The sequence below is a fragment of the Acinetobacter sp. 1542444 genome (genome assembly GCF_000581835.1).
GTDB classification, from domain to species: Bacteria; Pseudomonadota; Gammaproteobacteria; order Pseudomonadales; family Moraxellaceae; genus Acinetobacter; species Acinetobacter pittii.
The window spans coordinates 207,146-233,815 of sequence record NZ_JEYA01000005.1; the positions used below are offsets into that span (position 1 = coordinate 207,146).

The following is a 26,670-nucleotide window of genomic DNA, read 5'->3' on the forward strand; positions in this document are numbered from 1 at the left end:
GAAATCATTTTATTCAGCAGAATGGTTTTTTCTTTTCTCAAGAATTTTACCAAAGAGCAGGCCGAGCTCAAAAAGCAACCACATTGGAATTGCTAACATCACCATTGAAATTGCATCTGGCGGTGTAATAAACATCGCTACAAAAAAACATCCAACAATAATAAAACGTCTTTTTTCAGCAAGGCTTTTTGTATTTACCACACCGATTAAAATAAGGAGAAGCGTAGCGATTGGAATTTCAAAAGTCAGTCCAAATACTAAAAATAACTTTAAGCAGAAGCTTAGGTAGCTATTAATATCCGTCATCGGTGCAACAGTTTCAGGCGATACACTAATAAAGAAATGTAAAATTGCCGGAAGAGTAATGTAATATGCAAAAGCAACACCCGCATAAAACAAGACAATACTACCGATGAGTAATGGTAGTGCTAAATGACGTTCTTTTTGATACAGCGCTGGACGAACAAATGACCAGATTTCATACAGAATAAATGGCATTGCCAGCACAAGTGCGACAAATAAATTGAGTTTAAAAGGCGCCATGAATGTTGCAGTGACATCGGTTGCAATCATTGACGAGGAGGTTGGAAGTTGCAGCCTCAAAGGTTCGGATAGTAATTGGTAAGTATTATTTCTAAATGGTAATAAGCAAAAAAATAAAAATAAGGTTACTCCGACAATCCTAAATAAATGACGTCGTAAAACGACCAAATGGCTCATGATTGGCATTTGGTCTAAATTTTCCTGATTATTTACAGTGGTTGAAGGCAGTTGGTTCATACGGCAATCTTCAATTTAACAGGTGATGTCTCTGAAATATCAGTTGATGATGCTAAAGGCATAAATTTTCTAATGTATGGCACTTTATAATGGCCTGATATAGGAAGACATATCCGAATAGGTTGGGGCACTGATTTGGTTGCCTCAGCCTTATCTATATTTTCAGAAATATTCTGCTTTTGAATTTCTTCAAGCTGTTGTTGTACTTTACGTTCTAGTGCTTCAATGCGGTTGAGTTCTTCTTGCATTTCTTTTCGAAACTCAGAAAGACGCAACTCTTGATCAATCTCATTTTGCAAATTGGTAATATAACGTTTTAGGCGAACATACCAACGACCAGCAAAGCGTGCAGCTTCTGGTAGTTTATCTGGACCTAAAACTAAAATTGCAATAATTGCAAAACAGAGTAGCTCTGTCATTCCTACATCAAGCATGGTCGAAAACCTTTAGCTTTTTACTGATGTGCTGTCAGGTGTTTTGACTTGGGCATCAATTGTTCGTGGAGTATTAAGAGCAGTGGTCTCATCTTCTTCACGAACTGATTTTTTAAAGTCTTTTACTGCACCGCCTACGTCTTTACCGATATTTTTTAATTTAGACGTACCGAATAATAAAATAACGACAATTGCAAAAATAACGACATGCCAAATAGATAAACCGGCCATGATCTTATACCTCTTTTCAGTTTGCTTTATATCAACAGGTTGCCATGACAGGAATGTGACATTTATATGTCATTTTTAAGACAATGAATGACTGTCAAAACCTAAAAAGTTCATTTTATAAACTGAATATCTTGTTTTTTTATTTATACATAGTTTGAAAAGAGTCACTTAAATTACTTGAAATGGAGAGTACATTTCATTTTGAAAAGGTGTAGCATAGCAAGCTGGTTTTGATGAGCAAATGGAGAGAATGTGGCGTTATTATTGCCAATATTGGCATTTATCACTGGACTTTTACTTGCTCAGACTTCTCTTTCAGAAACGTTAAAACCTGTTCTTTCAGCTTGGCTTGCCCGCTTACTAATTCCGATTGTGATTATTTACAACATGGTATTTTATCAGCCAGGTAGTTTGAGTTTGATGCTGTTTAGCTTCGGTTCAGCATTTCTTATTTTCTTTGCCTATTTAGCTCTATTTAAAGACAGATTATTAGCGCTTTGCGTGAGTTATACCAACATGGGGTGGCTTGGCTTTCCCTTTGCCATGGCTTTATTTGGCCCTGATGCTACGGCTCCTATTGTGGCTTTATATATTGGTATGTCTCTTTTTGGAAATGCATGGGCTGTTACTGCAGTCACCACTGCACCACAAAGTAAGCTCAACATATTAAAAAAGGTTTTAACTTCTCCACCGTGTATTTCAATATTCTGTGCACTTTTACTTAGGTCGTTAGGTGTTCAACATATCGAGCATCCTGCTATACATTGGGTATATGAAGTTGCCAAGTTTGTCATGACTTTTGCTGGTATGTGTGTGCTGGGAATGTGGCTACGCCGTACCCGAGTGCATTTAAAAGACTTAATTTACAGTACAAAAGCTCAAGCATTTAAAGTAGTGTGCGGGTTTATTCTTTGTGGCTTAACTTATAGATTTTTACCCATTCCAAATATCAGTCAGCAAATTGGAGTGATGTTTTTAATGTTCTGTCTGCCGCCAGCAGCCAATATTGTAGCGCTAGAAACACATTATCAAGGGACCGGAAGATCGGCGGCTTACATTGCCTCAGGGACGATTGTGAGTTGTATTTTTATTGCGATTTATGCGGTATTTTTGCATTTCCCACTATAATTAATTTAAAAATTTTTCCCCTACATCTGCTTGTGCGAAGGCGGCATGGATGCCGCCAGTTAGACTGTGGTACATGAACGTACCATCAGTCTAACAGAAGATTTTTGCTTACTTTTCATCTTTGAAAAGTAAGGTCTGCCTATACAAAGTTTAATATATTCTAACGCTGCATATTGTGGACATGTGATCAGCTTACTTCTGTAAGCTCTCTTTAAATAACTGCATCGCTTGCCCACGATGACTAATCTTATTCTTGTCTTCTTTAGAAAGTTCAGCGCTAGAAACTTGTAGCTCAGGCAACCAGAACAGCGGGTCATAACCAAAGCCATTTTCACCACGTGCAGCTTCTAAAATTTCGCCGTGCCAGATGCCTTGGAAAATTTGTGGTAACGGATCTTCAGCGTGAGTGACTAAAGCAAGTACGCACACAAACATACCTTCAATCACTTCACCATTTTTACGAAATGGTAAAAGGTCATTTAATAATTTGGCATTGTTCGCTGCATCGTCACCATGTTCTCCAGCATAGCGTGCTGAATAAATGCCAGGCGCACCGCCTAAGACAGGAACACAAATACCAGAGTCGTCAGCCATAGCAGGTTTACCTGAAATTTTAGAGGCATGACGAGCTTTAATAATGGCATTTTCAATAAAGCTTAAGCCATCTTCAATTGCATCAGGAATATTAAGGCGACCTTGAGGAATAATTTCTACTGGTAACTTAAGCTGTTCAAAAAGTTTTTCAAACTCTGCGACTTTACCTTTGTTATTGCTGGCAAGAACTAAACTGCCCTGATCAAACCAATGTGGGGTAGACATAATAAAACCAAACTTTATAGCTAATATCGAACGTGAGTTATGTTACGTGTTTTTTAAGAGGGGATATAGGGGGAAATAAATAGAATATAAAATGGGACAACCTAAACTAAAGCCACCTTGTAGAGCATACAAGGTGGCTTTAGTCGAGTAAGGTTTTTTACGGATGAACCGTTATTATTGTGCTTGAATCCATTTGTCCGCACGGTCACGTGCTGTACGGATTTGTTCTTGAGTTAAGTTCGCTGCTAGAGCAGTTTTCTTACCTTCAGATAGGCTAATCACTTTATTGTCGAGCATGCCATCACGAGTTGAAAGCTCATACCACTGGTAAGCACCAACGTAGTTTTTCTTTTGCTCTTCCATCATAGCAAGGTTATAGCTTGCACGGTTATCACCATTGCTTGCTGCTTTTTCAAAGTATTTACGAGCCATAGACTCATCTTTTTTAACACCAATACCATCGGCATACATGCGGCCTACGTTTAATTGTGCTGGCGATAAACCTTGATCCGCTGCTGCTTTAAACCATGCGAAAGCCTGTTTGTCATCTTTTGCTACATCTTTACCATATTGATAGTGTGTACCAAGATAAAACTGTGCGCCTGCTTGACCAGCTTTTGCTGCTTTCTGAAGATCGTTAATCCCCATTGTTGAGAAACGTGCAGCCTGACTCGCAACCGATTGTGGCTGGGCGATATAATCTGCATGAGCCTGCATACTTAGCAGTCCTGCAAATAGTGTGCTAAATAATGTCTTTTTCATAGTGCACTCACTCGATAAATAGCGACTTCACCAAACAAATTAGGAACATGTTTGCTTAACAGGCTTCCCTGCTGATTTCCATTGACGGCGAGTCGATTAATAATTTGTATCTGATTTTCAGCACATAGTGCTTCGAAATCTTTAAATGTACATAAATGAATGTTGGGGGTGTTATACCACATATATGGTAGAGCATCCGATACAGGCATCATTCCTTTTAATGCAAGAAAAGAGCGAGTCTTCCAATGTGCAAAGTTTGGAAAAGTAATAATTGCCTGCTTACCCACACGCACCATGTCTCTTAATAAAACATCGGGTGCATCTACGGCTTGCAAAGCTTGTGCCATAACCACATAGTCGAAGGACTGGTCTGCAAAGCGGCTTAAGCCGAGATTCAAATCTTGTTGAATAATATTTAACCCGCGACTGACGGCAATTGCAATCTTTTCTTGATCAATTTCTAAGCCATAAGCACGAATTTGATGCTTTTGGCTCATATGAGCGAGTAATTCACCGTCACCACACCCTAAGTCGAGTACGCTTGAGCCGGGTTTAATCCACTTTTCTGCCAGTTGTTGATCAATACGCATTAGCTTGCCTCCAGTGATGTCGATTTTAAGTGTCCTTCACCGCCTAAGAAAGCGCGCATGGTTTTGACATACAGTGGAATCGGGAATAAGAACGAGTCATGGCCTTGTTCAGCATCAATGTCGAGATAACTTACTGGCTTATGATTGGTAATAAGTGCATCTACAATTTCTTGTGAGCGGCTTGGTGCAAAACGCCAGTCAGTTGTGAACGAGACAATCAAGAACTGGCATTTAGTTTTACCCATCGCTTCAGTTAAAGAATGACCGTACTCACGAGATGGGTCAAAATAATCTAAAGCTTTAGTCATGATGAGATAGGTATTGGCATCAAAGTTACGGCTGAACTGTTCACCTTGATAACGTAGATAGCTTTCGACCTGAAACTCGACATCAAAACCGTACATAAATTTGCCAGATTTTAAATCACGGCCAAATTTTTGTTTCATGGCTTCTTCTGAAAGATAGGTGATATGACCGACCATGCGAGCCAGAATTAGTCCGCGTTTCGGGTAACTATCATTTTCTAAATAACGGCCATGATGGAAGTCTGGATCAGACAAGATTGACTGACGAGCAACCTCATTAAATGCAATATTCTGTGCTGAAAGCTTTGGTGCACTGGCAATAATCACACATTTTTGTAGGCGGTCAGGGTAGTCTACGGACCATTGTAGTGCTTGCATGCCTCCTAATGATCCACCAACCACTGCATACCAGACATCTACACCCAAACGGTCAGAAAGCATGGCCTGAGTTTTAACCCAGTCACGTACCGTTACTAATGGAAAATCAGGTCCATAAGGACGGTTATCATTTTCAGGATTTGGTGAGGTCGGGCCAGTTGAGCCATTACAACCACCAATATTATTTAGCGAAACTACAAAAAACTTATTTGTATCGATTGCCTTACCCGGGCCAATACAACTATCCCACCATCCAGCTTTTTTATCATCTTCGTGGTGATAACCCGCTGCATGATGATGTCCGGAAAGAGCATGACAGATTAAAATTGCATTTGATTTATCAGCATTTAAAGTGCCGTAAGTTTCGACCATTAGTTCAAAACGTGGCAAAACACGATCACATTCAAGGTGTAATGGTTCTTCAAATTGGAACTTTTGCGGAGTGACTAACCCCACTGAATCAGCTGGAAAAGACACGGGAACATTTCGCCTTTTAAATCTTTCAGGAATAAAAAGAAAGGATACCAAGCTAGGTATCCTTTCCAAAGTCTTTTTTTAATTAAACAGCGGCGGCAACAACCTGATCTGTACTTAAAACACCTTGATCAATCAAACGGTTGGTACACGCAATAATTGCTTCAATGGATGAGGTGACTGTATTGTCATGAACACCAGCACCAAACGAACCTTTACCTGTACCTTTTACTTGAAGTTCAATTAAAGTTAAGGCTTTCGCATTTGCACCTGAACTAATACTACGTTCTTCATAGTTCAATACGTCAATTGGTAATTGAAGAGCATTTAAGAATGCAGAAATCGGTCCATTACCTTCACCACGAAGTTGTTGTGTTTCACCTTCGACATCAATATCAAGTTCGATAATTTGAGTACCATTAATGTCAGATAACTTGTAGTGTTTGACTGTGTAATGGTGGTTCTTCACATCAACATACGCGTCTTTAAATAAGGTCCAGATTTCTTTAGCGTTAATTTCTGTACCGTTCTCATCAGCATATTGTTGAACAACCTGACTGAATTCGATTTGCAAACGACGTGGTAATACAACGTTGTAGTTCGATTCTAATAAATAAGCGATACCACCTTTACCAGACTGACTATTTACACGAATTACAGCATCGTAGTCACGGCCCAAATCTTTCGGGTCGATTGGTAAGTAAGGCATATCCCAGATTTCTTCGTTTTTCTGGTACTCGAAGCCTTTTTTAATCGCATCTTGATGTGAACCAGAGAATGCAGTAAATACCAAATCACCTGCATATGGATGACGAGGGTGTACAGGTAAACCAGTACATTCTTCAACCGTTGCAATCACTTCATTAATATTAGAAAAATCTAACTCTGGTGCTACACCTTGGGTATACATGTTCAATGCAATAGCTGCAACGTCAACGTTACCTGTACGTTCACCATTACCGAACACACAGCCTTCAACACGGTCAGCCCCTGCCATAATGGCAAGTTCTGATGCAGCAATACCACAGCCACGGTCATTGTGACAGTGAACAGAAATGATCACACCATCACGACGTGCCAAATTACGATGCATCCATTCAATTTGGTCTGCATAAACATTTGGTGTAGAAACTTCTACAGTCGCAGGTAAGTTTAAAATCACTTTATGGTCAGGACGTGCATCCCAGATTTCTGTGACGGCATCACAGACATCTTTAGCCACTTCTAATTCAGTTGCAGAGAAGCATTCTGGGCTGTACTGAAAAATCCAGTCAGTTTGAGGATACTGTGCAGCATACTCTTTAACTTTTTGAGCAGCATTAATTGCTAATTGTTTTGCACCATTAACATCTACATTCAACACCTTTTGACGGAAGGTGGGAGAGTTAGAGTTATAAATATGCACAATTGCGCGTTTAGCACCTGCCAAAGATTCAAAAGTACGTTCAATTAAATGGTCACGTGCTTGAACCAAAACCTCAATGTATACGTCATCAGGAATATGATTTTCTTCAATCAACATGCGAGTAAAATCGAAGTCAATCTGAGACGCAGAAGGGAAACCGATTTCAATATGTTTAAAACCGATTTTTACAAGCATTTTGAACATTTTGAATTTTTGTTCCATGTTCATTGGTTCAAAAATTGCTTGGTTACCGTCACGTAAATCCGTACTCATCCAGATTGGCGCTTTTGTAATTTCGTTATTTGGCCATTGGCGATCTGGTAAATCCACACGCTGGTACATACGGCGGTATTTTTTGCTAGGGTCAGCCAACATCATGAGAAAACTCCTTGTCTCGTAGCGCGGTTGCTCTGGATATATTTAAAAGGCAACGTCTCTACTTAATATATGGTATCTAATTCAGAAAAATTAAAGGGAATTTCAAAGTGCTGCTTTAAAAAGCAGACAAAATTTTTATACGCGCGCTTGGCGCAGCATCAGGAGTTGCAGATGATGTCTTGCTTGAGTAGGCTGGGCAAACAAGTAATTCGTTTTCATCTCTAGACCGTGAAATAATAAGTTTGGTGGTTTGCAGGTAATCTTGTTATTTAGATATATCACATCTAAACAATGATTACACCTTGTGCAAAATTCTTATCATAATTTTAGTTAAGTTGTTTAGAAAATAATTTTCTAATTTTGCGCTGTTTTGTTTTTTGTGGGAAATAATTTTCATATTTTTGCCTTATTAAGGTAAAAAAGATTATCTTGGCTTAAAAAGGCAAAAATAAATATAGTTACAGTTCTGCCCACTTACGCATTAAATTGTGGTAAAGGTTGGTCAGTCTCATTACTTCACTATGATTATCACCTAGCTGCATTCTCAGGTTTTGTACAGTTTGATCTAAATTAAAAAGCATATGTCTTTCGGCATCATCGCGTACCATGCTTTGCACCCAGAAAAAAGAAGCAATACGACAGCCAGAAGTAATCGCAGTCACTTCATGTAAACTGGTAGATGGATATAAAATCATATCTCCTGCAGGGAGTTTGACTTCGTGAAAACCGTAAGTGTCTTCTACGACCAGATCACCACCTTCATATTCTTCGGGTTCGCTTAAAAATAAAGTACATGACAAATCTGTTCTAAGCCGCTCGTTCGTACCACGTATGCGCCGGATAGAGTTATCTACATGAAAACCAAAAGACTCCTCATTTTCATAACGATTAAAAAGAGGAGGGATGATATCAAGTGGAATTGCAGCAGATAAAAACAATGGGTGTTTGCCTAACGCCTCAAGAATAATATTGCTGAGATGGTGAGTAAGAGGGTGGTCTTCAGGTAATTGCTGATTGCGTTTTACCGTTGCAGAGAGTGTACCCGCGGTTACTTTACCATTGACCCATTCAATTTTATCCATTTCATTACGAAAATATTGGACCTGTTCTTTACTCAAAACATTGGGAATATGATGGATCACGGTGATACCTACGAATAATAATAGTAGAAAATAAATAGCCTCTAACAATAGAGGCTATTTTATATCAGAATCCATAAAAATATTATGGGATTCTAAGCTAACTTAGTATTTAAAGTTAACTGCGAGAACTGCACTACGGCCTTCTGCTTCTGTTGCATAGTGAGAAGCATAAGCTTTAGTGAAATAACGCTTATCAGATAGGTTGTTGATATTCAATTGAAGATCAACATTTTTATTTACGTTGTAACGAGCCATCGCATCATAACGTACGTAAGATGGAACCCATTTAATATTTGCTACATCACCATATACTTTGTCAGAGTAAACAGCGCCAGCACCTACCGTCAATTGTGGAAGTACTTTATAGGTAGTCCATAATGTAGCGGCTTTCTTAGGGACGTTTGGCATTTGGTTGCCATTATAAATGGATTGATCAGTACATTTTCCGCTACGGCAAGATTTACCATTTTTGGTTAGTTCACTGTCTAAATAAGTGTAGCCAGCTGAAATATTCCACTTATCAGTAATTTCACCATTTAAGCCTAGCTCAAAACCATCAACTTTACTTTCACCTACATTTGCATAAGTAGTTGGGTCGATTTGTACCCGAGTATTTTGCTTTTCAGTACGGAAAATAGCAGCTGTTAAATTCAGGTGGTTATCAAGGAAATCCCATTTTGTACCGATTTCAAATGTTTGAGCCTCTTCCGGATCAATCATTTGGTTATTGGCATTAATTGTTTCGCTATTATCACCCCAACCTGCATTTAAGCCGACTGGACTAGCAGAGGTTGCATAGCTTGTATAAATTGAGCCATTTTCTGTTGGTTTAAAAGTAATACCTGCTTGATAGGTCACGAAATCTGAATCATTTTTTGCTGTATATGCCGCTGCACTAGAAGTCGCTAAGAAGTTTTGTTCAGCTTCATACTTATCCCAACGCAGGCCAAGATCTAATAACCATTTTGGCGTGATCTCAATATTGTCGAGTAAGTAGACAGAGGTACTTTCTACAGTTGCGTCAAAGTCTGGGCGTGCTTGTAAACGGTCAACAAATGGCTTTTGAGTTGGACCATTAAGCGAGGTACACCAATTTGTTGATAAGTCTGAACAGTCGCTATAGAAGCCAGTACTAGAAACATTGCCTTTGGCATCAATAATGTTATAGCCGCCTTTATCAGTTTTTTGTTTGCTATACTCTGCTCCTACATTAAATCTATGCTTTAAGAAGCCAGTATCAAATTTACCTTTAAGTGCTAATTGATCTGTAAATGTCTCACTATCTGTAATAGCTGAGTTCAAACGATGCCAAACAAGACCTTTGCCGACATTTCCTTTTGAGTCATCTGGGTTTGTCCAGACATAATCATTTTTTGATTTGGCATACATAGCCGTATTAGTAATAGTTATATTGTCGGTAAGGTCGTGTTCTAATTTAATTGTACCGATGTGATTTTCTTGCTTTTGAAAATCTCGATCTTTCCAGCCGTAATATGAACCTTGCTTGACTTCAGCCGGTTTACCTTGAGCTTTTCCAAGAGATGAATCCCAATAAGGAATACCTGAATCAGGTTTATCATCAGTTTGTAAATAATAGTAGCTCAAAGTTGCACGTGTCGGTGTATCTAAGCCAAAAGTAATACTTGGTGCGATACCAACACGCTTATATTCAGCTCCATTACTTTGGCCAGCCTTTTCATTTTGATGTCCCAAAACAGCTACACGTGCTGCAATGCCATTTCCAAAATCTTTATTGCCATCTAAAGTGATACGTTGGTAGTTATCGGTACCAGCGGCTACTGAGCCTTCTAAGAAATCACCCTTTTTAGCTACTTTAGAAATCATGTTGATACTGCCACCAACTGAACCTGCACCACCCATTGCTGATGCAGAACCTTTGGTTACCTCTACTTGTTCGACCGCAAACATTTCACGGTTTTGTGAGGTTGAGTTGCGAATACCATCAATATACATAGAGCTTTCTGAGCTATAACCACGGATGAAAGGACGGTCACCATTTGGATTGCCACCTTCACCTGCACCTAAAGTAATGCCAGGAACTGTACGTAATGCATCTGCTAAAGTTGTTACTTTTGTATCTTCAATAAGTTGTTTGGAAATAACGGAAACAGATTTTGGTGTATCTAGAAGGGGAGCTACGAATTTAGAGTTTGCAGACTGATCTACTTTTAAAGATTCTTCTTGAGTCGCTTTAGTATGAATTGTTGGTAATTGTGAAACTGCTTCTTGCGCCATGGCAGTTGTTGCAATCATTGATAGCGATGAAGCTATTGCAGAAGAAACAATTTTTTTACGTGTTCTAATCAAAGACATAACTTCAGGACTCTAAAACTAAAAGGTTATGCGAATAATAATAATTCTTATTTATATGTACAGTTTGTGTTAATTGGATTTGCCAATTGAATTATGAAGAAAAAATGAATAACTGAATGGTAAATTATACTTTTATGTAGCTAATCTACTGATTATTGGTAATTGTTTGTTAAATCGATTAAATTCAAAGTTTAATTGTAATTTTAGATTTATAAAGAATAACTAAAAAATTAGTTTTACTTAAGTACTTATGAAAAATATTTAAAGAATCATAAAATTACTGTGAAATTTACTAGAATAATGTCCTTCACTTACATGAAGTGATCGGTTAATTTTGTATATCTTGAAAGTTGTCATATAATACAGCACTTTTTTAAAAACTGTTCCTACTAACTAATTTTTATCGAGGAAGCCATGCAAGTAACGACTGAAGCGGTTTCGGGCGTTGCCCGTCGTTTAAATGTGTCTGTACCGACGAGCCGTATTAACGAGCAATTTGAAGCTCGTTTGAAGCGCACTGCCAAAACTGTGAAGATCAACGGCTTCCGTCCAGGTAAAGTACCTGAAAACGTTGTTCGTCGCGAATACGGTGCAAGCATTTATCAAGAAGTTGTAAATGACATCATTCGTGATAGCGTTTTTGAAGCAATTCAACAAGAAAAAATCAATGCGGTAGGTATGCCGAATATTGAGAAAGTTGAACATAAAGAAGATGCTTTAGTTTTTGAAGCAACTGTAGAAGTTTATCCAGAAGTTGAAGTAAAAGCATTTGACGGCTTAGAAGTTGAACGTAAATCAGCTGAAATCAAAGACGCTGACGTTGACGCTATGATCGAAAACTTGCAAAAACAACGTCAAACTTGGGCTGTAACCAAGGGTATGGCGAAAAAAGACATGCAAGTGACTTTTGACTTTGAAGGCACTATCGATGGTGAGAAGTTTGAAGGCGGTTCTGCTGAAGACTTTAAACTTGTGTTAGGTTCAGGTCGTATGATCCCTGGCTTCGAAGATGGCATCATTGGCATGAAAGCTGGTGAAGAGAAAGTAATTGATGTTACTTTCCCTGAAGATTACCAAGCTGAAAACTTGGCTGGTAAAGCAGCTCAGTTCAAAATCACTGTGAAGCAAGTTGAAAAATCTAAACTTCCAGAAATTGATGCTGAATTCTTAAAAATCTTCGGTGTAACTGAAGAAGAAGGCGTTGAAAAGTTAAAAGCTGACGTTCGTAAGAATATGGAACGTGAAGTTCGCAATGGTTTACGTAACCAAGTTAAACAAGCTGCTTTTGATGCTCTTGTTGCTGCGAACGAAGTTGAAGTTCCAACTGCAATGGTTGCTCAAGAAATTGACCGTCAACGTCAACAAATGGTTCAACAGTTCACTCAACAATTTGGTGGTGCAGGCGCGCAATCTTTTGACAAGAGCATGCTTCCTGACGAATTGTTCAAAGAACAAGCAGAGCGTTCTGTTAAGCTTGGCGTATTGGTAAGCAAAGTTTTAGCTGATGCTAAACTTGAAGTTGACCAAGCTCGCGTTGATGCTTACATTGACGACATGGCTTCTTCTTACGAAGATCCAACTGAAGTAATTGAATACTTCAAAAATGATGCTCAACAACGTGCTCAAATCGAAGCAGTTGTATTAGAAGATCAAGTTGTTGATCACATCTTAGCTGGTGCTAAAGTGACTGACAAAGCTGTATCTTATGATGACTTATTGAAAGAACAACAAGCTCGCCGTATGGGCTAATCTTTTAAGAAGTCAGAAAAAGGCGCCTGAGGCGCCTTTTTTGTTTTTCTTTATGTGGTCAATTAGAGTGCGGCCTTAAGTACTTAGGTATAAATAATATAATATTTCAGTGCGAACCTTTTGCAATTTGAGAAATTATCCCGCATATTGTTGCCATAGGTTAAGTCACAAAAAATTTAGGAATAAATAACGTATGTATGTTCCAACAATTGAAAATGCTTTAGTTCCTGTTGTGGTTGAACAATCTTCTCGCGGCGAACGTTCTTTTGATATTTATTCACGACTTTTACGTGAGCGCGTCATTTTTTTGACAGGTGAAGTTGAAGATAACATGGCAAATCTGATTGTTGCCCAAATGTTGTTTTTAGAAGCTGAAAATCCTGATAAAGATATCCACCTTTATATCAACTCTCCAGGTGGATCTGTGACAGCGGGCATGGCCATTTATGACACGATGCAGTTTATTAAGCCTGATGTCGTGACATATTGTATGGGTCAAGCTGCTTCAATGGGTGCATTTTTATTAAATGCGGGCGCTAAAGGCAAACGCTATTGTTTAGAAAATGCCCGTGTCATGATTCATCAACCATTAGGTGGTTTCCGTGGTCAAGCATCGGATATTGAAATCCATGCGCGTGAAATTCTCTTTATTAAAGAGCGCTTGAACCGCTTAATGGCAGAGCACAGTGGTCAAGACTATGAAACCGTTGCTCGTGATACTGACCGTGATAACTTTATGACAGCCCAAGCTGCTAAAGAATATGGTCTGGTTGATCAGGTGTTAAGTAAGCGTCCATAAGGACCTTATTATATAAATAACTTGAGATGTTGAAAAAGATCTCCATTTAGTTATTTATGCAGTGCATCTTGCCCTAATATTTAAGATTCTATTTGTGGAGTGAATATGTCCGAACATCCTCAAGGACAAAAACATTGTTCATTTTGCGGTAAAACGCAGTCTGAAGTCGGGAAACTGATTGCAGGTGAGGACGCATATATTTGTAATGAATGTGTGGATGTCTGCTTAGACCTTGTACAAACCAGCCAACAGGTTGAAGCAGGTGACTGGGCGAGTAAGGCATTGCCAAAACCACATGAAATACGTGCTGCGCTTGATCAATATGTTATTGGTCAAGATCTTGCCAAAAAGACATTATCTGTTGCGGTTTATAACCATTATAAGCGCTTAAAAGTTGGTCATAATGGCCATGTGTCTAAAGAAGTAGAAATTGCTAAAAGTAATATCTTACTGATTGGACCTACTGGCTCAGGTAAAACTTTACTTGCGCAAACATTAGCTCGCCTTTTAGATGTTCCATTTGCGATGGCAGATGCAACAACATTAACCGAAGCTGGTTATGTCGGCGAAGATGTTGAAAATATTGTGCAAAAGCTTTTGCAAAAAGCAGACTACGATGTAGAAAAGGCTCAGAAGGGCATTATCTATATCGATGAGATTGATAAGATTACTCGTAAATCTGAAAATCCATCAATTACGCGTGATGTGTCTGGTGAAGGTGTACAACAAGCATTATTAAAAATGATTGAAGGTACAGTTGCTTCGATTCCGCCTCAAGGTGGTCGTAAGCATCCACAGCAAGAGTTTATCCAAATTGACACCTCAAATATCTTATTTATTTGTGGTGGTGCATTTTCTGGTTTGGAAAAAATTGTACAACAGCGTCAAGAGAAAGGCGGTATTGGTTTTACAGCTGACGTTAAAAACAAAGATGAAACCAAAAAGCTTGCTGAATTGTTCCGTCAGGTTGAGCCAACTGACTTAGTGAAATTTGGTTTAATTCCAGAATTCATTGGTCGTTTACCAGTGATTGCTACACTTGAAGAGCTAGACGAAGAAGCTTTAATGCAAATTTTGACTGAGCCAAAAAATGCATTAACACGCCAGTATCAATATCTTTTCAATATGGAAAATGTTGATCTGATCTTTGAAGACTCTGCATTGCGTGCTGTTGCTAAAAAAGCGCTTGAACGTAATACAGGAGCGCGTGGTCTACGTTCTATTATGGAAAACGTACTGCTTGAAACTATGTATGATTTACCAAGTCGTACAGATGTTGGAACAGTCATTATTAATGAAGCAGTCATTAATGGTGAAGCAGAACCTGTTTATCAGGCTGAACGCCAACCTAAAGAAGCTGCAACGCATGAAAGTGTTGCTAAGGCAGATTTAAAGGTTATTGATTCGAAGTCTGCATAGATTTCATTCATCTAAAAAGCATGAATCGCGTTAGTGATTCATGCTTTTTTTGTTTTCAATTTATATGGGTAGTGTTAATCTTAAAAATACAAAATACGCATAGTTTTGCGGTGTAAAAAATAAATCAAAAACAAAACGCTTTGAGGGATGCCATGCGTTATTTAATCGTATCTTTGTGCTGTGCCGGACTATTTGTGGGCTGTCAAAGTTCCTCTCATTTAGAAAAAAATCCGAGTGAATTGACCGCGACTCTACCTAAAGTTGATGTTGAAAAAGAACCTGGTTTATTAGATCAATATCATTTAGGCGGTTTTACTGTGGGAGGGTGGGTCAACCAAAAATTGGGTCAGACTTTTGCGCCAATCAAAGCACAAAATGAACAGGCAGCTGTAGTTTATCTATATCGACCAGACACAAAATGGAATCGTCAGGAAATTGCAGCGATTAATCTCTTTGTGAATGGTAAGCGCATTCCGAGTCTATTACATAATCATTATTACTGGATTGAGCTACCAGCAGGAACGTATCGTCTTTCTGCGAGCCGCCCTTTACTTGGTATCCATTTTCAAGAACCAAAATATATTGATATCACTGTTGAGGCGGGAACGTCTTATTATTTGAAATATGATGAAGAAAATAAAATGGACCGAAGTGAACATACTGGTCCATTTATGTTAATGCAAGACAATATTGGACGTAGAGAGATAGCATTTACCGAGTTGAAATCCTCTAGCTATAATTTTGTGGCTGAAGATGCTTCAGGAAAGATCCGTCATAAACCACAAGAATTAAAGCCAGCCAAATATGATGAAAAATCAGATGTACGTCTGATTAAGCCATTTAAATTATGGAATCCTTTAACTTGGTAATGAGCTGCAAAAGATAAAGAAAAGTTTAAGACTTTTCTTTATCTTTCATCAACGGTGCAAGAATTTTAAGCATCTCTTCTTGCATATGATCTCGTGCTTTAGGGTCATTAAATGTTTGCTGTCCCAACTCCATCATATATTCTGAAATTTGCCCCATAATCTGTACGTTCTTGCGCGTAATTGATTGGCCTTCTGGGGTTTTTAAAAATTTCAGATTAGCCTGAATTTCCTCTTCAGTATAAGTCTTTAGGTAAATATCCTGTAAGGCTTGAGCTGTTTTGGGGTTGCTAATGAGCTGATTGCTCGAATCTTTTAAGAGAGAACCTAACTTCTTCGCGGCCTCTTTTTCTTTTGGACCTAAAGTTTTGATACCCGTGATATTACTAACGATCTGTTCTGCCTGTTGATCATAGTAAGGCGTTAATTCATTAATTGACTCTTTAAGCAGGTAATCAATTTGGCTCATTTGCATGAGTTCTTTAACTGAACTTAATTTGGCAGGAGAGGCAAATAAGCTTGTGGTAATACAGCTTAGGCAGAGGCTGATTGAGAGATTTTTAAGAATAGGGCGAATAGTCATGAAATGACCTATATTCAATATTTGGCGAGAGGGTGCTTTCATTAATAGCACAGATTGACTAAGTAATTGTTACAATTCTTTTCAGTTTTTAAAATAAAAAAAATGTATAAAAAAAGCACCGAATTCGGTGCTTTTCTTGATTAGCCAGCTGCTGCATCGACTACTGGAATTTTTCCAATTTTCGCTTGCCAGATTTTTGGAGCTACTGCGTGAATTGAAGTACCGTTTACATCAACTGCAACAGAAACTGGCATATCTTCAACTACGAATTTGTAGATTGCTTCCATACCTAAGTCTGCAAACGCAACAACTTCAGCTTCACGAACAGCTTTAGATACGAGGTAAGCCGCACCACCAACTGCCATTAAGTAAGTTGCTTTGTTGTCTTTGATTGCTTCAATTGCTGTAGGACCACGGTCAGCTTTACCGATCATACCGAATAGGCCAGTATGTTCTAATACTTTACGTGTGAATTTATCCATACGTGTTGCAGTTGTAGGGCCAGCAGGACCAACGACTTCATCACCCACTGGATCAACAGGGCCAACGTAGTAAATAAACTTACCTTTAAGATCAACTGGTAATTCTTCACCATCGTCGATCATTTCAACCATACGTTTGTGCGCAGCATCACGACCTGTGTACATTGTTCCGCTAAGAAGTAATGTGTCACCTGGTTTCCAAGAGTCCATTTCTTCTTGAGTAATAGTATCAAGGTTTACGCGTTTAGACTGTGAAGAGTCCCAAGTTACAGAAGGGTAGTCTTCAAGTTTTGGTGCTTGAATATGAGCGACACCTGTACCATCAAGCTGGAAGTGAGCATGACGAGTAGCAGCACAGTTAGGAATCATACCTACTGGTTTACCAGCAGCATGACATGGGTAATCTTTAATCTTAATATCAAGAACAGTCGTTAAACCACCAAGACCTTGAGCACCAATACCAAGTGCGTTTACTTTTTCAAAGATTTCGATACGAAGCTCTTCGATTTTGTTTTCTGGTCCACGACGAAGTAATTCGTCCATGTTGATTTCTTCCATGAGTGCTTCTTTAGCAAGCATCATGGCTTTTTCAGCAGTACCACCAATACCAATACCGAGCATACCAGGAGGACACCAGCCTGCACCCATAGTTGGAACAGTTTTAAGTACCCAGTCAACAATTGAGTCAGATGGGTTAAGCATCGCAAGTTTAGATTTGTTTTCTGAACCGCCACCTTTAGCAGCAACAGTAATATCTACTTTGTTACCCGGAACGAGTTTGTAGTGAATTACAGCAGGGGTATTATCTTTTGTATTTTTACGGCCAAATGCAGGGTCAGCAAGTACAGAAGCACGAAGAACGTTGCTGTTTTCAAGGTAACCTTGGCGTACACCTTCATTTACTGCATCGTCTAAGCTCATCGTTAAATCAAATTTAACATCTAAGCCCACTTCAAGGAAAACGTTAACAATACCAGTATCTTGGCAAATTGGACGATGACCTTCCGCACACATGCGAGAGTTAATTAGAATCTGTGCAATTGCATCCTTTGCGGCTTTGTTTTCTTCGCGATCATAAGCACGGCTCATCGCTTGGATAAAGTCTTGCGGGTGATAGTACGAAATAAACTGTAGGGCGTCCTTGATCGATGTAATCAAGTCATCTTGTTTGATAATCGTTGTCATACCAGAAAATCTCTTGAGCGGGCTGTTAGCTAGCGGGCTAAATTATATGACAAAAAGACAGTGTTGTGGGAGATTGGTTGATCTTTTGACCGAAAGTCGCATAAGAACATATTGATGTGATTTAAAAGAGACAAATCGGAAAATTATTTATTTTTAATGACTAAAATAAAAAAAGCCATTTGAGCGGATATCAAATGGCGAGAGGTAGTAAAGGTGAATTTATTAATTATTTGGCAGCGGCTTGCTGCTCTGCCTGAATTGCCGTTAACGCAATGGTAAAGACGATGTCATCTACCAATGCTCCACGAGACAAGTCATTGACTGGTTTGTTGAGGCCTTGCAGCATTGGTCCAACACTCACAACATTTGCAGCACGCTGTACTGCTTTGTAAGTGGTATTGCCCGTATTTAAATCTGGGAAAATAAATACATTTGCACGACCAGCAACGCGTGAGTCTGGTGCCTTTTGACGTCCCACACTTTCAACTGAAGCTGCATCGTATTGAAGTGGACCATCAATGAGTAAATCAGGGCGACGTTGCTGAGCAATTTGAGTTGCTTGCTGTACTTTTTCAACATCAGCACCTGTTCCGGAAGTACCAGTTGAGTAGCTGATCATGGCAATACGTGGGTCAATTCCAAATGCTTTCGCTGAGTCAGCCGACTGAATTGCAATTTCAGCAAGTTGTTCTGCTGTCGGGTCTGGGTTAATTGCACAGTCACCATATACATAAACTTCATCTGGTAAAAGCATAAAGAATATAGATGAAACTAGTGAATATTCAGGGGCTGTCTTGATGAGCTGGAATGCTGGGCGGACCGTATTTGCTGTGGTGTGTACCGCACCTGAAACTAAGCCATCGACTTGATCTAAGGCTAACATCATGGTGCCAAGCACAACAGTATCTTGAAGCTGTTCTTTCGCTTGCAGCTCGTTGAGTTTACCTTTACGTAGCTCAACCATTGGTACAACGTATTGATCACGAATACTATCAGGGTCGACAATTGCCAATTCGGCCGGTAATTCAATACCACGTGCTTTTGCAACATCGTGCACAGCATCTGGTTTGGCTAACAAAATACAGTCAGCAATACCACGTGCCTGACAAATTGCCGCAGCTTGAATGGTGCGCGGTTCATCACCTTCAGGTAGCACAATCCGCTTTTTCGCTGCAATTGATTTTTGCACCAGTTCATGACGGAAAGCTGATGGCGAAAGGCGAGGGATAGCGGCATTGTTGCTGTGCTGCTTAAGCCATTCAACATCAATATGACTTGAAACAAATCGAGTCACTTGCTCAGCACGTTCAGTATCGTCAGTTGGAATTTCATTACCAAAATTAGATAGGCGCTGTGCGGTTTCAAGTGTATTTAAACGGGTATGTAAAATTGGCAAACCTTGTTTAATTGCACTTTGGCAAAACTCTAAAAGCTCTGGTGCTGGTGCTTCTCTTTCGGTAAGTACCAAACCTGCAAGAGGAATACCATTGCTGGTTGCCAAACTACTTGCAAGTAAAACGTCGGTACGCTCAGATGCGCTAATAATCAACTCGCCTGCAATAAACTTATTCAGTTCATATTCAATGCTTGAAGCAATTAAACTCGAATGCAAAATACGACGTGCTTTAGCTTCACCTTGATGTACCCATTGTCCATCAATGACATTTGCAATATCGAGTGTTCTAGGTACGCTTAACGTGTTACTAAATGGGACTAAACCAATAATCGGTAAATCGCTAGAACCAAAATAACGATTATATTTTTGCAGTTCGGTCGTAAATTTCGCGATTTCTTCAGTTGGTCGTAATGATGGATCAAACGCAACAGGAATTTGTGCTGTTTCTTCAGTTAATCCACGGGTACGCATAAACAGTACGCCAGCAGTACGATTTGACGCTGCTCCACCAAACTGGCGTAAATGAGCATCTACTTTTTCTGCTGCTTTTTTCGGGTTTTGAATATCTGCTGTACTGACCAACACGACTTCTGCATCAAGTGCTTGTGCAAGACTTGCATTGAGCTCACTGGCAAAATGGTCTTGTCCGTTTGGTAATAAGCCTTCCACAATAATGACATCATGGTCTGCTGCAACACTACGATGAAGGCTAACCGCTTCTTCAAGTAATTCATCTACTTCCCCAGCGGCAATAAGCTGAGTTAATTTTTCATGCGAAATAGATTGAACAGTTTTACTTTGAAATAAATGACCAAATAATGAAGTGGTTCGGTCAAGATGCTCTTGGTCTTCTTGAGAAAATGGTTTTAAAAAGCCTGCTTTAATTCCGTTGCAATCAAGTGCGTAAATCATGCCTAAGCAGGCAGAGGTTAAGCCAACCCCTTCACCTGTAGGAATCAATAAAATTGTATTCATATAAACCTATAAATAAACGAATATCGAGTTTTCGCTAAGCTCTAATTAAGCAAGGCTTGCTACAGATGCTGTATTTTCTGCTGCTTCAACAACTTGACGAGTTTCTTTGGCAATGCGGCCTTCTTCATCTGTAGGAATGACCCAAATTTGTGGACCATTTCCGTTGTCGATTCGTCCTTCAGTGCCACGTTTTAGGTTGTTGTTTTGATCTTTATCAAGCTGCAAACTAAAATGAGGTAAATAAGCTAAGGTTTTTTCACGAATATAAGCTGAGTTTTCACCAATACCACCCGTGAAGATTAAGCCGTCTAAAGTTGGCAAACCGCAGCTTAATGCAGCAAGCGATTTTGCAAGGCGATAACTAAACACTTCAATTGCAAGGCAAGCATCTTCATTACCATTTTCAGCAGCTTCAATCACTGTACGCATGTCATTAGACAGTTGAGATAAGCCTAGTAAGCCACTTTCGTTATTTAAAACTTTATCAATTTTTGCTAAATCCCAACCGAGGTTTTTCGCAAGGAAGCTGTGTAAGCTTGGATCAACGTCACCACTACGCGTTCCCATTACCACACCTTCAAGTGGCGTAAGCCCCATAGAGGTATCAACACTTTGTCCATTCCACACTGCGCAAGTTGAACTGCCGTTTCCTAAGTGGGCTGTTAACCATCCACCTTTTTTCAGGTTACCTGCCAGCTCACTCGCTTTATCAGACACATACGCATGGCTTGTACCATGGAAGCCATAACGACGAACGTTGTGGTCAGTATATAAAAACTTAGGAATTGCATAACGGTATGCATGCGGTGGCATGGTTTGATGGAATGCAGTGTCGAATACGGCAACTTGAGGTAATTCAGGAAATAGACGGACGGTTGCGTCAATACCAATTAAATGTGCTGGGTTATGAAGTGGGGCTAAAGGTGTCGCAGCACGAATACGTTCAATAATTTCAGGAGTGAGTAATTCTGCTTTGGTTAAACTACCCCCGTGTACAACACGATGTCCGATTGCTTGCGGTTTGTAGTTGGCAAGACGTGCAAGTAAAGTTTCTAAAGCTTTGGCATGGTCAGCATAGGGGATTGAAAGTTCAAGTGGTTCACCACCTACTGTAATTCCCTTAATACGAGCATCAGCTGCCCCCAAGTTTTCTGCTAAACCGTAAATACGATCTTCACGACGCTCTGAAACCAGTGCGTATTTAATAGATGAAGAGCCGCAATTGATAACTAATACTGATGTAGCCACGTTGAAATACCCAAGTCCTGATTTAAAATAGTTTTCCTAACTTCCTGTTCAAGATGTATTATTTTTCGATACAGATTGAACGGGTTGTCATGTTTTAACATGTGTTGTTTTTCTGTCCAAGATAGACTTTAGCCCATTAGACTTAAGCACTATCGACCATCAAATTATTTGTAACTAACATTTGTCCAGTATAAAGCTTAACCACTGTATTCCTTGTTTTTTATACGTGTAGAAAAGAGTTTTTTGTATATATTTATGAAAGGTAAATTTCTATTTAATGTATTTTTCAAATATTTGGTATAAATTTTTTAAGAAAAAAGAAGTGGTGTTATTTTAATCAAACTATAGGGGAGTATTACAAATAATATACGTAAATGAAATTAAATTTTAATCGTTTATATATAGGTTAAAATATATAAATCATAAACATTTTTAATATAAAACTTAGTATAAAAAAGCCGGTATAAATACATTTATAAGAATATTTTATTGCTTTGATATTATGAGAATTTTCTCGTAGTTATTAGAAGCTAATATACCAGTAAATATAGTCAAAAATAAAACCAGCTTCTTGTTTAAAACTTAAACATAATTTGTATTTAATACCCATGCTCCGGTATTACCGTAAAATTTACTAGGGCTTGCATGTCGCTTTTTGCCTTAATAATATTGTTCCTTCCCCTTATCAAATGATGATGAAATATATCATTTGGTCTATTTTTATGTTCCGGCTTATCCGGTTGTACAGGAGCGTCCAGCATGGACTTGCCGAATCCAGTATTGGCAAAAGTGACCGAGCGTGTAATCGCACGTAGTCAAAAAACTCGTTCTGCATATTTACAACGTATTGAACATGCACAAGGCAAATTTCCTGCTCGTGGAGCACTTTCATGTGCCAATCTGGCTCATGGTTTTGCAAGTATGGACGATAATGAAAAATTAATTATTAAAGTAGGCCGTGAACCAAATATTGGCATCGTATCTTCATATAACGAAATGCTGTCGGCTCACGCACCATATAAAACATTTCCAGATTTAATTAAAAATGCCGCTCGCGAAAATGGGGGAGTAGCGCAGTTTGCAGGTGGTGTTCCTGCGATGTGTGACGGTATTACCCAAGGTAATGCTGGCATGGAACTGTCATTGTTTTCTCGTGAAACCATTGCGATGAGTACAGCGATTGCATTGTCTCATAACATGTTTGACGCAGCTTTATGTCTTGGTGTTTGTGACAAGATCGTGCCGGGCTTGCTCATTGGTGCTTTGCAGTTTGGCTATTTACCTACTATTTTTGTGCCAGCTGGCCCAATGACCAGTGGTCTATCTAACGATGAGAAAGCTAAAATTCGTCAGCAATTTGCAACGGGTCAGGTTGGCCGAGATGCTTTGCTAGAAGCTGAGTCAGCTGCTTATCACGGACAAGGGACCTGTACTTTTTATGGTACAGCCAACAGTAATCAGATGCTGATGGAAGTCATGGGCTTGCATTTGCCAAGTGCCGCATTTGTTCATCCTCATACACCATTACGTGATGCACTCACCGCAGAAGCGGCGATTCGTGTACTTGATTTAACAGTTGAGCGTGGAAACTACACGCCGATTGGTCATGTTGTCGATGAAAAAGCAATTATAAACGGTATTGTGGCGTTACTCGCTACAGGTGGTTCAACCAACCACACTCTACATCTTATTGCGATTGCTCGTGCCGCTGGCATCTTGATTGACTGGGATGACTTCGATGAATTGTCGGCTGTTGTTCCACTGCTCGCAAAAATCTATCCAAATGGTAAAGCTGATGTAAACCATTTCCAAGCTGCGGGTGGGGTTGCTTTCCTTATTCGTAACTTACTTGAAGCTGGCTTGTTGCATAACGATGTAACGACTGTAGCTGGTAAAGGTTTACAGCACTACACCAAAGAACCAAAACTGATTGATGGTAAGCTCACTTGGGTTGACGGTGTGGTTCAAAGTCTTGATGACAAAGTTTTACGTAGCATTGATGCGCCGTTTCAACCAGATGGCGGCTTGCGCTTAATGCAAGGTCGCCTTGGCCGTGGTGTAATCAAGATTTCTGCTGTTGCGCCAGAACATCGTAAAGTTAAAGCTCCAGCAATTGTGTTTGATTCTCAGGAAGCAGTGCAAGCTGCATTTGATCGTGGTGAATTACACCGAGACTTTATTGCAGTTGTTCGTTTCCAAGGTGCGCGTGCTAACGGTATGCCTGAATTGCATCGTTTAACGCCTGTGTTGGGTGTTTTACAAGATCAAGGTTTCCACGTTGCTTTAGTCACTGATGGTCGTATGTCTGGCGCTTCAGGCAAAGTTCCTGCGGTGATTCATTTATCTCCAGAGGCCTTACTAAATGGGCCGATTGCTAAAGTTCAAACAGGCGATATGTTGGTTATTGATGCTGAGGCTGGCGTACTCGATGTTGAAATAGATGAACAGACTTGGCAGTCGCGTCCTGTTGCTCAGCCAGAACATCAGGCAGAAAACGAAGTTGGCTTTGGCCGTGAATTATTTGGTGTTTTCCGTGCTGCTGCTGCGCCAGCTGAACATGGAGCATCTGTATTTGGTGCATTGGTTGGTGAAAATTTACCAGAGCAGATTTGAATCAAAGGAACTGAAAAATAATGATTAAAATTGAAGATATCGTCAAATTAGGTCCAGTTATCCCTGTATTGGCATTTGATTCTGCCGAGCAAGGTGAAGATGTATCACGTGCTTTACATGCGGGTGGTGTGAAAGTTCTTGAGATTACATTGCGTACCGCTGCTGGTCTTGCTGCTATTGAGCGTGCTAGCCAATTGGCAGATGACATTGTGGTGGGTGTAGGTACGATTACCAAACCAGAACACTGTGCGCAAGCCAAAAAAGCAGGTGCTCAATTTGGTGTATCTCCTGGTTTAACTAAAGATTTGCATTTGGCTGCGCAAGATGCTGGCTTACCTCTATTGCCGGGTGTGATGACACCAAGTGACCTGATTCAAGCGATTGAATTGGGTTATGACATTGTGAAGTTCTTCCCAGCTCAACAGGCAGGTGGCGTTGAGATGCTAAAAGCATTTTATGGTCCATTTCCAAACTTGCGCTTTTGTCCGACTGGTGGAATTACGGCAGAGTCAGCGCCAGATTTCTTAAAACAACCTAACGTGGTTTGTGTAGGTGGTTCATGGTTAACACCTAAAGCTACTGTAGCTGCACAAGACTGGGCTGAAATTACTCGCTTGGCACAAATTGCGAGTCAGTTGAGAGCTTTGTAAATGTAGACAATATTTATAAAAAATGAAGTGCATTCTATGTGCTTTAAAGGCTGTATTGATGTGACCAGTTTGTGCTGGTCACACCTAAATATAAAAATTTAATGTCTTAACAGTAGGAATTACTGTGGTTGAAGACCCTTGTTTAGGCAGTGTGCCTAAATAATTATTCCAAGGAGAAGTGTCCCATGGAGACGGTTCAGGGTGGCATGTTACTGATCTACACTGTAATCGCGATTATTGCTTTAGTGGTCATGATCGCGAAGTTTAGAATTTATCCATTTTTAGTTCTGATTATTGTTTCACTCGGTTTAGCCTTGGCTGTTGGCATGCCAATGGGTGATATTGTTAAGTCTTATGAAGCCGGTACAGGTAAAACCTTAGGTCACCTCGCGATTGTAATCGCACTCGGAACGATGCTCGGTAAAATGATGGCCGAGTCTGGTGGCGCAGAGCGAATAGCAATTACTTTAATTAAGTGGTTTGGTGAGAAAAATATTCACTGGGCCATGATGTTTATTGCCCTTATTGTTGGCCTTCCCGTATTTTTCGAAGTAGGTTTCGTTCTACTCATTCCAATTGCATTCAATATCGCAAAAAGAACAGGTAAATCTTTATTGGTTGTTGGCTTGCCAATGGTTGCCGGTTTATCGGTTGTGCATGGGTTAATTCCACCACATCCAGCGGCACTGTTGGCAGTACAGGCTTATCATGCTGATATCGGTAAAACGATTGCTTATAGTCTGATAGTGGGTGTGCCAACGGCTATCGTCGCTGGGCCACTGTATGCACTGTGGATCAACAAATACGTCAAATTGTCTGAAAATAATCCTTTAGCAAAGCAGTTTGTTGAAGCAGATGCTAGTAAGACACGTGAATTACCAAGTTTTGGTATTACCTTATTTACGATCATGCTGCCAGTTGGATTGATGTTGGTTGGTAGCTGGGCTGATCTTTTCTTTGCACCACAAACTTTCGCAAATGATTTGCTACGTTTTATTGGTACTTCTGATATCGCATTACTCATTGCCGTGCTGGTCAGCTTTATTACCTTTGGTACGATGCAGGGCTTTAACCGTGAACAAATTGAAAAATTCTGCGGTGGGTGTTTAGCTTCTATTGCTGGGATTATGTTGATTGTAGGTGCTGGTGGTGGTTTTGGCGGTATTTTGCGTGACACTGGTATTTCTAATGAGATTGTTTCTACAGCGTTGAAGGCAAACCTGTCGCCGTTATTGTTAGGCTGGTTTGTTGCCGCACTGATTCGTTTGGCAACAGGATCGGCAACGGTGGCTATGGCTACAGCGTGTAGTATTGTCGCTCCAATTGCAGCTACGGCGGGGGTCGCAGTTAGGCCAGAACTTTTAGTACTTGCCACAGGTTCAGGTTCATTAGTTTTCTCACATGTAAATGACGCAGGATTCTGGTTAATCAAAGAATATTTCGGTATGACAGTAGGGCAGACACTCAAGACTTGGTCAGTATTAGAAACGATCATTTCAGTGTTGGGTTTATCTTTCACGCTACTGCTTAGCACTATTTTATAAT

Annotated in this window: 23 protein-coding genes; 8 read left to right on the forward strand and 15 right to left on the reverse strand. The window is 39.7% G+C overall.

From position 1 onward, the window contains the following. Window positions 1-9: 9 nt before the first annotated feature. From tatC to J580_RS18305, 3 genes are read right to left on the reverse strand one after another with little or no spacing between them, the layout of a single operon-like run. The gene (gene tatC, locus J580_RS0104415) at window positions 10-780 is read right to left on the reverse strand and encodes a twin-arginine translocase subunit TatC (protein ID WP_002114673.1); all 771 of its coding nucleotides are present in this window, start codon (window positions 778-780) and stop codon (window positions 10-12) included. Continuing rightward, window positions 777-1,214: a Sec-independent protein translocase protein TatB gene (gene tatB / locus J580_RS18300; RefSeq protein ID WP_002114889.1), complete on the reverse strand. Its 438-nt coding sequence runs from the start codon at window positions 1,212-1,214 to the stop codon at window positions 777-779. The genes tatC and tatB overlap by 4 nt, the downstream gene beginning before the upstream one ends. Before the next feature lie 12 nt (window positions 1,215-1,226). Beyond that, entirely contained in the window at window positions 1,227-1,445 is a 219-nt protein-coding gene (locus J580_RS18305; protein WP_002114991.1) for a Sec-independent protein translocase subunit TatA, read from the reverse strand. A gap of 252 nt (window positions 1,446-1,697) precedes the next feature. On the opposite strand from J580_RS18305, the gene J580_RS18310 reads away from it, so the two are divergent. After that, a complete protein-coding gene (locus tag J580_RS18310) occupies window positions 1,698-2,573 on the forward strand; it encodes an AEC family transporter (RefSeq protein WP_032005167.1) in 876 nt (291 codons plus the stop codon). Window positions 2,574-2,765: 192 nt separating this feature from the next. Here the strand turns inward: J580_RS18310 and rdgB are convergent, their stop codons facing one another. From rdgB to J580_RS18345, 7 genes are all read right to left on the reverse strand, one after another. Continuing rightward, window positions 2,766-3,392, reverse strand: coding sequence for an RdgB/HAM1 family non-canonical purine NTP pyrophosphatase (gene rdgB, locus J580_RS18315; protein ID WP_032005168.1), 627 nt, complete (start codon window positions 3,390-3,392; stop codon window positions 2,766-2,768). A gap of 174 nt (window positions 3,393-3,566) precedes the next feature. Continuing rightward, window positions 3,567-4,154 carry a tetratricopeptide repeat protein gene (locus J580_RS18320; protein ID WP_005804213.1) on the reverse strand — a complete coding sequence of 196 codons (588 nt, stop codon included), beginning with the start codon at window positions 4,152-4,154 and terminating at the stop codon, window positions 3,567-3,569. After that, entirely contained in the window at window positions 4,151-4,744 is a 594-nt protein-coding gene (gene metW, locus J580_RS18325) for a methionine biosynthesis protein MetW (protein WP_001217230.1), read from the reverse strand. The genes J580_RS18320 and metW overlap by 4 nt, the downstream gene beginning before the upstream one ends. Next, entirely contained in the window at window positions 4,744-5,904 is a 1,161-nt protein-coding gene (metX, locus tag J580_RS18330) for a homoserine O-succinyltransferase MetX (protein ID WP_032005169.1), read from the reverse strand. Before metX ends, metW begins: the two co-directional genes overlap by 1 nt. A gap of 82 nt (window positions 5,905-5,986) precedes the next feature. Then, a complete protein-coding gene (leuA, locus tag J580_RS18335; protein WP_032005170.1) occupies window positions 5,987-7,684 on the reverse strand; it encodes a 2-isopropylmalate synthase in 1,698 nt (565 codons plus the stop codon). A 458-nt stretch (window positions 7,685-8,142) separates the two neighbouring features. After that, window positions 8,143-8,826, reverse strand: coding sequence for a Fe2+-dependent dioxygenase (locus J580_RS18340; protein WP_032005171.1), 684 nt, complete (start codon window positions 8,824-8,826; stop codon window positions 8,143-8,145). Between the two features lie 102 nt (window positions 8,827-8,928). Beyond that, window positions 8,929-11,160: a TonB-dependent receptor gene (locus J580_RS18345; protein ID WP_032005172.1), complete on the reverse strand. Its 2,232-nt coding sequence runs from the start codon at window positions 11,158-11,160 to the stop codon at window positions 8,929-8,931. A 414-nt stretch (window positions 11,161-11,574) separates the two neighbouring features. Here J580_RS18345 and tig point away from each other — a divergent pair, with 414 nt between their 5' ends. From tig to J580_RS18365, 4 genes are all read left to right on the forward strand, one after another. Further along, window positions 11,575-12,909: a trigger factor gene (gene tig / locus J580_RS18350; RefSeq protein WP_002114878.1), complete on the forward strand. Its 1,335-nt coding sequence runs from the start codon at window positions 11,575-11,577 to the stop codon at window positions 12,907-12,909. Between the two features lie 193 nt (window positions 12,910-13,102). Next, window positions 13,103-13,708, forward strand: coding sequence for an ATP-dependent Clp endopeptidase proteolytic subunit ClpP (gene clpP, locus J580_RS18355; protein WP_002114870.1), 606 nt, complete (start codon window positions 13,103-13,105; stop codon window positions 13,706-13,708). A gap of 105 nt (window positions 13,709-13,813) precedes the next feature. Beyond that, the gene (gene clpX, locus J580_RS18360; protein WP_032005173.1) at window positions 13,814-15,127 is read left to right on the forward strand and encodes an ATP-dependent Clp protease ATP-binding subunit ClpX; all 1,314 of its coding nucleotides are present in this window, start codon (window positions 13,814-13,816) and stop codon (window positions 15,125-15,127) included. 152 nt (window positions 15,128-15,279) lie between these two features. Further along, a complete protein-coding gene (locus J580_RS18365) occupies window positions 15,280-15,996 on the forward strand; it encodes a DUF2846 domain-containing protein (RefSeq protein WP_032005174.1) in 717 nt (238 codons plus the stop codon). Between the two features lie 25 nt (window positions 15,997-16,021). Here the strand turns inward: J580_RS18365 and J580_RS18370 are convergent, their stop codons facing one another. The 5 genes from J580_RS18370 to J580_RS23300 all read right to left on the reverse strand — a co-directional run bounded on the left by J580_RS18370 (window position 16,022) and on the right by J580_RS23300 (window position 21,963). Then, a complete protein-coding gene (locus J580_RS18370; RefSeq protein WP_002114716.1) occupies window positions 16,022-16,576 on the reverse strand; it encodes a DUF2059 domain-containing protein in 555 nt (184 codons plus the stop codon). Between the two features lie 140 nt (window positions 16,577-16,716). Continuing rightward, entirely contained in the window at window positions 16,717-18,243 is a 1,527-nt protein-coding gene (locus tag J580_RS18375; protein ID WP_032005175.1) for a fumarate hydratase, read from the reverse strand. A gap of 226 nt (window positions 18,244-18,469) precedes the next feature. Continuing rightward, entirely contained in the window at window positions 18,470-20,614 is a 2,145-nt protein-coding gene (pta, locus tag J580_RS18380; RefSeq protein ID WP_032005176.1) for a phosphate acetyltransferase, read from the reverse strand. 45 nt (window positions 20,615-20,659) lie between these two features. Beyond that, window positions 20,660-21,862, reverse strand: coding sequence for an acetate/propionate family kinase (locus tag J580_RS18385; RefSeq protein WP_032005177.1), 1,203 nt, complete (start codon window positions 21,860-21,862; stop codon window positions 20,660-20,662). Further along, a complete protein-coding gene (locus tag J580_RS23300; RefSeq protein WP_014208326.1) occupies window positions 21,844-21,963 on the reverse strand; it encodes a hypothetical protein in 120 nt (39 codons plus the stop codon). Before J580_RS23300 ends, J580_RS18385 begins: the two co-directional genes overlap by 19 nt. 658 nt (window positions 21,964-22,621) lie before the next feature. Here J580_RS23300 and edd point away from each other — a divergent pair. The 3 genes from edd (at window position 22,622) to J580_RS18400 (ending at window position 26,669) form a co-directional block, all read left to right on the forward strand. Further along, window positions 22,622-24,475, forward strand: a complete 1,854-nt coding sequence (gene edd / locus J580_RS18390) for a phosphogluconate dehydratase (RefSeq protein ID WP_032005178.1) — start codon at window positions 22,622-22,624, stop codon at window positions 24,473-24,475. 20 nt (window positions 24,476-24,495) lie between these two features. Continuing rightward, complete coding sequence (gene eda, locus J580_RS18395; RefSeq protein ID WP_009390833.1) at window positions 24,496-25,125, forward strand: bifunctional 4-hydroxy-2-oxoglutarate aldolase/2-dehydro-3-deoxy-phosphogluconate aldolase; 630 nt, start codon at window positions 24,496-24,498, stop codon at window positions 25,123-25,125. A gap of 185 nt (window positions 25,126-25,310) precedes the next feature. Further along, complete coding sequence (locus tag J580_RS18400) at window positions 25,311-26,669, forward strand: gluconate:H+ symporter (protein ID WP_017402549.1); 1,359 nt, start codon at window positions 25,311-25,313, stop codon at window positions 26,667-26,669. Window position 26,670 lies beyond the last annotated feature (1 nt).

What these genes read in the sequence shown, in the direction of transcription:
- tatC (WP_002114673.1), bottom strand. Translation starts at nt 780, where the DNA reads ATGAACCAACTGCCTTCAACCACTGTAAATAATCAGGAAAATTTAGAC.
- tatB (WP_002114889.1), bottom strand. Translation starts at nt 1,214, where the DNA reads ATGCTTGATGTAGGAATGACAGAGCTACTCTGTTTTGCAATTATTGCA.
- J580_RS18305 (WP_002114991.1), bottom strand. Translation starts at nt 1,445, where the DNA reads ATGGCCGGTTTATCTATTTGGCATGTCGTTATTTTTGCAATTGTCGTT.
- rdgB (WP_032005168.1), bottom strand. Translation starts at nt 3,392, where the DNA reads ATGTCTACCCCACATTGGTTTGATCAGGGCAGTTTAGTTCTTGCCAGC.
- J580_RS18320 (WP_005804213.1), bottom strand. Translation starts at nt 4,154, where the DNA reads ATGAAAAAGACATTATTTAGCACACTATTTGCAGGACTGCTAAGTATG.
- metW (WP_001217230.1), bottom strand. Translation starts at nt 4,744, where the DNA reads ATGCGTATTGATCAACAACTGGCAGAAAAGTGGATTAAACCCGGCTCA.
- leuA (WP_032005170.1), bottom strand. Translation starts at nt 7,684, where the DNA reads ATGATGTTGGCTGACCCTAGCAAAAAATACCGCCGTATGTACCAGCGT.
- J580_RS18345 (WP_032005172.1), bottom strand. Translation starts at nt 11,160, where the DNA reads ATGTCTTTGATTAGAACACGTAAAAAAATTGTTTCTTCTGCAATAGCT.
- tig (WP_002114878.1), top strand. Translation starts at nt 11,575, where the DNA reads ATGCAAGTAACGACTGAAGCGGTTTCGGGCGTTGCCCGTCGTTTAAAT.
- clpP (WP_002114870.1), top strand. Translation starts at nt 13,103, where the DNA reads ATGTATGTTCCAACAATTGAAAATGCTTTAGTTCCTGTTGTGGTTGAA.
- clpX (WP_032005173.1), top strand. Translation starts at nt 13,814, where the DNA reads ATGTCCGAACATCCTCAAGGACAAAAACATTGTTCATTTTGCGGTAAA.
- J580_RS18365 (WP_032005174.1), top strand. Translation starts at nt 15,280, where the DNA reads ATGCGTTATTTAATCGTATCTTTGTGCTGTGCCGGACTATTTGTGGGC.
- J580_RS18370 (WP_002114716.1), bottom strand. Translation starts at nt 16,576, where the DNA reads ATGACTATTCGCCCTATTCTTAAAAATCTCTCAATCAGCCTCTGCCTA.
- J580_RS18375 (WP_032005175.1), bottom strand. Translation starts at nt 18,243, where the DNA reads ATGACAACGATTATCAAACAAGATGACTTGATTACATCGATCAAGGAC.
- pta (WP_032005176.1), bottom strand. Translation starts at nt 20,614, where the DNA reads ATGAATACAATTTTATTGATTCCTACAGGTGAAGGGGTTGGCTTAACC.
- J580_RS23300 (WP_014208326.1), bottom strand. Translation starts at nt 21,963, where the DNA reads ATGTTAAAACATGACAACCCGTTCAATCTGTATCGAAAAATAATACAT.
- edd (WP_032005178.1), top strand. Translation starts at nt 22,622, where the DNA reads ATGGACTTGCCGAATCCAGTATTGGCAAAAGTGACCGAGCGTGTAATC.
- eda (WP_009390833.1), top strand. Translation starts at nt 24,496, where the DNA reads ATGATTAAAATTGAAGATATCGTCAAATTAGGTCCAGTTATCCCTGTA.
- J580_RS18400 (WP_017402549.1), top strand. Translation starts at nt 25,311, where the DNA reads ATGGAGACGGTTCAGGGTGGCATGTTACTGATCTACACTGTAATCGCG.